This window comes from Alteromonas sp. BZK5, from assembly GCF_014349115.1.
Lineage (GTDB): Bacteria > Pseudomonadota > Gammaproteobacteria > Enterobacterales > Alteromonadaceae > Alteromonas > Alteromonas macleodii.
This window is the reverse complement of sequence record NZ_JACSOE010000224.1, coordinates 1-1,972: the sequence shown is the minus strand read 5'-3', so window position 1 is coordinate 1,972 and position 1,972 is coordinate 1. Positions and strand designations below refer to the sequence as shown.

Genomic DNA, 1,972 nt, shown 5'->3' with positions numbered 1-1,972 from the left:
AAACTGCACTCAAATGGTACAGCTCCATAGTCGACGGGGCCTGGACCGCAGGCACATGGAATTAAATTCGTGGGGATCCCTCAGACTCTGACCCCATTACTAATGGGGTAGAGTCAATCTACTCACTTCATTAATCTGACAACTCGTACCTTGAAGCGTTTATTTCATTTGCTAATGAATACAATGCTCACTTAATAAAGTACTCTGACCCCATAACTAATACTATCCGCTTATGGATAATTGGTTTAAAACGCTTTACATTTTTGAAGTGTTAATAAAATGTTAAGTGTGCGTGATGAAGTATTTAGTTTTAGCTGTTATTGCCGGTCTCGTTAATGTAGTGATGTCTTTTGTTACTTCACATCTACTAATCTCTACAGTTGCTACGTTTCTTACTATCCTTTTCGCGGCCTTTATTATTGAGAAGGTATTTCAAAACCAAAATATAGCCGCTAGTAAAATTGTTCTAACTGACGATTATAAGAACAATGCACACAGCAATGATGCAACGAAAGTTAGTCATGCCGCGAGTAACATTGCAATTGGTGGTGCTTCTATCTCTTTCTTTTTAGAACAGTTATCAAAAGCATTTAATGAGCAAGTCGCGAACATCGGCGAGATGAGCGGTAGACTCCAACAGTTAGAAGTCTCCTCAACTCAGTTAGATGAGCTTGCCAAGAATGCTGCATCTTCTATGAATGAATCTGACGAGAAAACGCAGTTCGGAAGTACGTCGTTAAAAGAAGTATTAAGACAGCAACAGCAGCTGATTAAAAACATAAATGCGTCATCTGAAGCGCTTACTACATTAAAAAGTAAGGCCGAGGGAATAAGTACAATAACAAACACCATTAACCAATTAGCCGATCAAACAAATATGCTAGCGCTGAATGCGGCTATTGAAGCTGCAAGAGCGGGCGACCAAGGACGTGGTTTCGCCGTTGTTGCTGATGAAGTACGAGAGCTTGCCAAGAAAACAACCGACGCCACGTCTGGAATAGAAAGTCTGCTGCAGGATATGAATACTAGTAGCCAGGCCGCAGTGGCTACTATGGAAACGGTGCTTAACTCTAGTGATAACATGAATGTGAAATTAAAGGAGAGCGAAGAAGCTATCTCACACTCCAGTATGCTCTCTACAAAAGCCCGAGAATCGATGGGCGCTATGCAAGCAATGGTAGAAAATAATGCAGAGCATAGCGCCGGTATAAGTGCCAATATACTTCAGTTGCACACGACGACAGAAAAATTAGAGCACGACCTCACTGATGTTTCTACTCAGGCGCTATCACTGAGTAGTCAAGCTGAAGATATTTTCAGGCTGCTGGAAAGCTTCGACGTTAATGATCGAAACAGCGAAGTTAGAGACATTGCAGTAAATGCAGCTAAAACTGTTGGAGAGCGTTTCGAGCAAGCGATTTCAGAAGGGAAAATATCGGAAGCAAAGCTGTTTAATTTTGACTATTCACCTATACCGAACACTAATCCTATAAAGCACACGACACCTTTTGATAAGTTCACCGACGACGTACTTCCCGCTATCCAAGAACCTTTATTAGAAACACATAGTTTCATTATTTATGCCGGCGCAGTTGACGTAAATGGTTACTTTCCTACTCATAACAAGAAATTTAGTCAGCCCCTTACTGGTAATTACGATACGGATTTAGCAAATAACAGAACGAAACGGATATTCGATGACAAAACCGGAAGTCGTTGTGGCAGCAATACCTCTACTTTCTTGCTACAAACTTACAAACGAGATACAGGTGAGGTCATGCATGATCTATCTGCACCGATATATGTGAACGGTAAACATTGGGGAGGGTTTCGTATTGGTTATAAAGCCAAAGAGCAGTAAGTTCTCTGTATTTACGTATAAGCGCTAGCTTCGAGCCTGTAACAGATTCTGTGTAACTGCCATTAGTTAATGTGCTTTTCGAGTCGTTCCTCGAACTCGATAATAAAACGA

1 protein-coding gene is annotated in these 1,972 nt (G+C 41.2%); it reads left to right on the top strand.

Translation table 11 applies throughout. The annotated features are described in order from the left end of the window. Positions 1-295: 295 nt before the first annotated feature. Positions 296-1,861, top strand: a complete 1,566-nt coding sequence (locus BIZ39_RS21475; RefSeq protein ID WP_187448064.1) for a methyl-accepting chemotaxis protein — start codon at positions 296-298, stop codon at positions 1,859-1,861. Positions 1,862-1,972: the final 111 nt, after the last annotated feature.